This window comes from Halalkalibaculum sp. DA3122 (assembly GCF_043951865.1).
Classification (GTDB): Bacteria; Bacteroidota; Rhodothermia; order Balneolales; family Balneolaceae; genus JAMQKA01.
The window spans coordinates 1-6,025 of the sequence record NZ_JBINJF010000067.1; the positions used below are offsets into that span (position 1 = coordinate 1).

6 protein-coding genes are annotated in these 6,025 nt (G+C 49.5%); all 6 read right to left on the minus strand.

What is annotated here, in order from left to right; genetic code table 11:
* A partial coding sequence (locus ACG2F4_RS18990; RefSeq protein WP_395262525.1) for a sugar phosphate isomerase/epimerase family protein occupies nucleotides 1–443 on the minus strand: 443 nt, incomplete at its 3' end.
* A 129-nt stretch (nucleotides 444–572) separates the two neighbouring features.
* Complete coding sequence (locus ACG2F4_RS18995) at nucleotides 573–1,424, minus strand: sugar phosphate isomerase/epimerase family protein (RefSeq protein WP_395262526.1); 852 nt, start codon at nucleotides 1,422–1,424, stop codon at nucleotides 573–575.
* Between the two features lie 179 nt (nucleotides 1,425–1,603).
* Nucleotides 1,604–3,625, minus strand: a complete 2,022-nt coding sequence (locus ACG2F4_RS19000; protein WP_395262527.1) for a sulfatase-like hydrolase/transferase — start codon at nucleotides 3,623–3,625, stop codon at nucleotides 1,604–1,606.
* 106 nt (nucleotides 3,626–3,731) lie between these two features.
* Entirely contained in the window at nucleotides 3,732–4,658 is a 927-nt protein-coding gene (locus ACG2F4_RS19005; protein WP_395262528.1) for a ThuA domain-containing protein, read from the minus strand.
* Nucleotides 4,659–4,711: 53 nt separating this feature from the next.
* Entirely contained in the window at nucleotides 4,712–5,746 is a 1,035-nt protein-coding gene (locus ACG2F4_RS19010; protein ID WP_395262529.1) for a ThuA domain-containing protein, read from the minus strand.
* A 45-nt stretch (nucleotides 5,747–5,791) separates the two neighbouring features.
* Nucleotides 5,792–6,025 (minus strand): hypothetical protein (locus ACG2F4_RS19015; protein WP_395262530.1); only part of this gene is annotated, 234 nt, incomplete at its 5' end.

Sequence of the window (6,025 nt, forward strand, 5' to 3'; positions counted from 1 at the left end):
GGATGGAACGTGGATTCGACCCCCCGGGCGGCGGCCCGGCGCGCCACGCTGTTGAGGTTGGCCACCAGGTTCTTTCGCCGGGCGGCGACATCGTGACGACCCGCCGGCTCGTGGACCAGGCACAGCAGGGCCCCCGGGAACTTCGAGGTTAATTCAATAATTTCGTCGGCTTTTTTTATTTCCTCCTCTGTTTCCTGCGGGTGGTTCCACGGCAGGGTCAGGGCGATGGCGGCCAACTCAATGCCCTGCTCGTCGAGTTTGGCTTGCAATTTCTCAGGATCGGCCAGCTCCCCCATCCAGTAGGCGATCGGCTCGATCCCGTCAAACCCCGCCCGGGCCGTCACCTCAATCATATGGCCCAGTTCCCCTTCGTGGGCCTCCCCGTTGCCATCCATGAACCACGTGTACACTTCCGCTCCAAATCGAAATGGTAGGTCTGTCATAAGTATGTTGTTTTAAGTGTTAGAAAAATTAAACTGAAATTGATTTCAAAAATCAGATCGTTTCACGATACATAAACAGATTCTTACAGGTCTTGCAAGAACCTGGAATGAAGAGTTTTTTTCGTAATGTTAAAGCCCATGTTTTTCCCGCATCGATTGTATAAATTTGAATCCTTCCTCGGCCATATGCCAGGGCTCGTTATATTCGCGCCATACGTTGATAGCGTTGGCAAAATTTGGGTCATTGCGCGTAAACGCTTCAATAGTCAACCACCCCTCGTAACCGATGTCAGCCAGTGTAGCAAACGCATCATCCCACGGCACATGACCAGATCCCGGCGTCCCCCGATCATTTTCACTAATATGAACATGTCCCAGTATGGGCGCAACACTCGTTATTGCATCACCGAGTTTCTTCTCTTCGATATTGGCATGATGGGTATCGAAATGGACGGTCACGTTGGGATGGTCTACCTCCCGGACCAACCCGCCCACCTGCTGCATGGTATTGCACAGGTAACACTCAAATCGGTTGATTGCCTCCAGGGCCAGGGTAATATCTGCCGTTGCTGCATATTCTCCCGCCTCACGCAACACCTCCGCACTACGTGCATATTCCTCTGCAGTAGGTGGATTCCTGGTAAAATGAGCAAAGGCCGAGTGGAAGGGTCCACATATGAGCTCAGCGTTAAGATCAACGGCCCGGTCCACGGCCCATTTCATGCGGTCCAGGGCTTTTTGCCTGACTTCGGCAGACGCGTCTATTGGATTTTCATCGGGTCCCACTGCCAACACACAGGTCGACTTCAGATCCATATTTTGAAATTCCTGTCCAAATTTTTTGTAGATTGCCGTATCACGAGAATCCATGGGGCATTCGATGCCGTCGTAGCCGATCTTCCTTAATCGTTCTACCAGCGGAAGCTGATCCTCCAAAATTACGGCCGACCATGCCAACAGATTAAAACCAACGTTTGTCATACTATCTCCATTTTGTGAATTACTATTTGCACAGGCCGGCAGTGCCGTCGAGATAAAGGGCAAGGCACTGAGCGAGCCTAATTGCTTTAAAAATTCTTTTCGATTTGTGGGCATGGTAATCGGAACTAATTACTGTTTAACTTCCCTGTGTTAATATTATCACACATGTTGATTTATCTTCAGTTTTCCCATTTAAATACTGCAGGTTCGTTCGGCATAGCCCCACGAGTATGGCTTACGATTTCCTCCTTTTCCAAGACTCTGCCGTAAGCTACAACATGATCTATCTCTCCGACAAAGTTATAGCCATTGTAGCCATTTCCACTTAATCCCGCTCCTATATTAAATGTTTGACCGGCCTTGTTGGGACTTAACTGGCTATCTGTTTTAATTTCAAGATTACCATTGATATATACGAGGGGTTGCTTATCCTGAATAACAAATGCCAGGTTATACCACTGGTCTATCTCAATATTTTTCTCGACCATCATTTCCTGGCCAGAATCAGTAAACATCAAGCTTGAATTTCGGATATATAACGTTTTATCTCCTGTCCAGGCATTCTCTTCAAACGGATTTCCACTGAGGTCGGTTTGAGAGAAGATTGTTCCCCCACCCGTTGACTTGAACTTCAGCAAGATCGTCTTATCGCCCGTTCCAACAGGTAAATTGTCAGAGGAATGTATTGGATCGGGGGCCAGTTTACCCAGATTGGGTTTGCTGCCATTATCCTCGGGGAGATCACCTAATTCTTTTTGGAGCCTTGTTAATTCAGTTTTAAGCTGGCCGGTTACCTGATTATAATCGGGATCACCGTACAGATTCTTCATCTCTTTGGGATCCTCCTTTATATCGTAGAGTTCCCACTGATCTATGCGGTTATAGTAGATAAGTTTATGGTCGTAGGTCCGCACCCCATAATGTGGTTCGGTATCAAAATGGGAAAAATAGTATCGGTAATACATCGAATTTCGCCAGTCAGACGGTTGATTTCCCCTCAAAAGGGGCAGAAAACTTCGGCCCTGCATTTCCGGGTGTGGTTCCAACCCGGCGACATCCAGTATGGTGGGGGCGTAATCCACATTCAGGACCATTCCATCACTTACTGATTTCTTTTCTACCTCCTGTGGCCAACGAACGAGCAGCGGCATCCCCAGGGCTTCCTCATACATGAAGCGTTTGTCATAGAGCCCGTGCTCTCCAAGGAAAAATCCCTGGTCGCCGGTGTACATGATGATCGTATTTTGGGCCAATCCTGATTCATCGAGATAATCCAGCAGTCGCCCCATATTATCATCTACGCCCTTAACCGAACGGAGATACTTCTTCATGTACATTTGATATATTTTTCTCGTCTTGGCATCGCCTTCCAGGCCTTCCGTTTCTCTTTTCAGCTGGGCAGGGTCGCTCCAGTTCAGGGCGATATCATCCAGGTGCTGCGTAGTTTGCTTCAGGGCATCACTCCGACCATCGTAATTGTCCAGCAAGTTCGATGGCTCGGGGATCTCGACGTCGGCCAGATAACCATCGTAGCGTTCAGCATAATCCCAGGGATCGTGGGGAGCCTTGAAATTGGCAAACAGCATAAAGGGCTTGTCACCAGATTGCTTATTCTTTAAATAGTCCAGCGTTTGATCCGTAATAACATCAGAAGAGTGACCCTCAAACTGGGTTCTTTGGCCATGTTTAACCCATCCACTGGGATGCTCATCACCTTTTTGGATAAACTCGGGATCAAAGTAATCTCCCTGTCCAGGAAGCACAGAAAAATAATCGAATCCCACCGGATTGGAATGCAGATGATATTTCCCGATATGGGCTGTCTCATACCCGGCTCGCTGCATCATTTTCGGCAGGGTGGGCTGACTGTGATCAAGCGCAGTAAATTTATATACCCCATTTTTATGGGAATATTTCCCTGTTAATAACACGGCCCGGCTGGGGGTACAGATGGAGTTGGTGACAAACGCATTGTTGAAAAGCATCCCCTCATCAGCAAGGCGGTCGATGTTGGGTGTGGGCGCGATATCAGCCAGCATACCACCGTAGGCACTTATGGCCTGTGAGGTGTGGTCATCTGACATGATGAAAATAATATTTGGCCTCGAGTCATTTTGACCGCTTGAGCTACCATCTTGATTACCGGCACAGGAAATCGATAGCCATAGAATGATACAACCAACAATGAGATTCTTAATCATCTTTATAATCCCGTTAAATTAATCCGAACAATCTTAAAGGCAACCTATTTTCATATCCAAATTCCGTTCGGAGCCTTGCCCGGATTTTAAAAAATGCTGACTGTTTTTACGTCTTATTCAGCCAGCGAACGGCGTTTTCCAGTATTTTTAGCGTTCGCTCATCTTTGAATACCGGGTACGTTTCATGCCCGGGTCGGAAGTAAAAAATTCGACCCTCACCGAGCTGCCACACCATGCCGCTCCGAAACCATTCGCCGGTAGACCAGCGCTCTTCAAACACAACCTCGTCAGGCTCCGGCACATGAAATGGCTCGTCATACATCTCGGATTGAGGAACTTCAAAGCTTTCCGACAATCCATGTGCAATGGGATGATTAGACCGAATAAACCGACCATAACTTGGTTTCCCATCATCCCGGTATGCCGGGAAACAACAGTATGGAAGGTGCACATTGATCCTTTCCCTCCCATCCGGATACTTGCGAACCTGGGTATAGGGAGTGACCCTGGTATCATATTCAGGGGTGGTAAATCGATCCGGTGGAAATATGTAGTTAATCTCATGACCCGGGAACTCTTCTTCCGCTCTTTTTTGCGTTACCCGGTTCATCGCCTCCATAAACGGGGTGGACCAGTGGGCTGAATGGAGCGTGATCATCGATAGCGTTCCTTTCTCAATCCTATCAATAATTTTGCGACCCGTTTTCCACTCAATTTCATCCTGCCGGATATGCCCCCACCATATCAGTATGTCAGCCCCATCCATAATTGTATCAGTCAGTCCCTGCCCGGGATCGTCCAATCCCACAGACTGAATATTCAACCCGGGTTGATTTCGCAAATACCCGGCGATCTCGTTCCCCATGAAGTTTTCATACACCTTTTTCTGCTCAGGCTGTCGCTCATCCCAAACGACGACATTGATGTCCCCAGTCTGACTGGCAGAATTGAATATAGTAATGGAGGAAACCAGGCTCATGCCGGAAAGTGACAGCAATGCCTGTTTTATAAATTGTCGTCGTTTATACGGCATAATATGACCTTACCCGGAATCCCTTTTTATTTAAAATCCTGTCGAAAGATTCCTTATTCAAAATCAGAAGGTGTTAATCCACGTTGATGATCACCAAACCCGAACATGGTGGGATTGTACCCCCCAACGTAATCGACGTTGGTTTCCTCCGGGATCTGTTGGTCCATGCCGACGGCCCAGAAGCAGCCGTTGAGCACCAGACGCCGCAGATCCTCGCTTTCCAGGTCAACAGAAGCTCCCATGGTGGTGGTAAACACGCGCCCGGTATTGCCCGCCTCGCTGGTGTAATGTTTTGTCCAGGCCACCGGCATGGCGGACTGTTCCCACTCCACCGGGCTGTCCGGTGACATGCCCTCTGTGGAGAGCCCCCATACCACCACCTGGGCATCGCCGTGGAGCTGGCGGGTGCCATACACATCGGTTGGTCCCCAGATGTCCTCAACCCCACGCAGGATGGCGTGATTTTGCCGTTCCTTTATGCCATCCACTATTCCGCGAGTACCTTCATCACCGTGGGCGCCGTGGTGGTCGATCCAGGTCTCGCCCAGAATCTGCCGGCCAAACCCGTCTTCCCATCCTTTCTCGGTGCTTTTAAACGAGTAGTGCGCGTACGGACTGTCAGGATTGCGCTCATACTGGAAGGCGTGAGTGGCTGTTCTCATACCGACGATCGGCTTACCCGCATTGACGTAGTCCACAATGTGCTTCATCTGCTCGTCGGGCAGCTCACGGAAGCGTGTAAAAATCACCATCAGATCTGCGTTTTGCAGGTTGTGCAGTCCCGGAATGTTGGTCTGCAGCTCCGGGTCAATCTCGCCGGTTTCCGGATCTATGGCAAACAGAACTGTGGCTTTAAAGCCGTGGCGTTTGGCCAGGATTTTCCCCAGCATCGGCAGGGCTTCCTCGGAGCGATACTCTTCATCCCCGCTGACGAGCACAATGTGCTGGCCGTTGCCCGGACCCTCGGCCGGCTGGTAGGTGATCCACTGCTCGCCCTGCTGGGCAAACAGGGCCTCCGGAGGTGCCAGTAGTACTCCCAACAACAGGCAGGCTATAACTTGAATAATTTTTTTTGGCGACAATTTCATAATCAATTCTGGTTTCATTCCGATTTCTGTTTACTGCTTAGAATGCTAGTTTTGGGAGACTTCTTGGCCTGGCACCTTGTGGATGGTCAGGTAGATTGTGTCCTTATACTCTTTGCCACCGGCCGACTCCAGGACCAGCTGGATGCGCATCTGGTCGACCGGCTGCAGGTCCTGATCCGAGATCTGAATCAGAATCGTTTTGCCATCCTCAGACAACTCTGCGCCTTGTACGGGAACATCATCCTGGCCGGTTTGCTCTGGATTTTTCACCGACCAGTC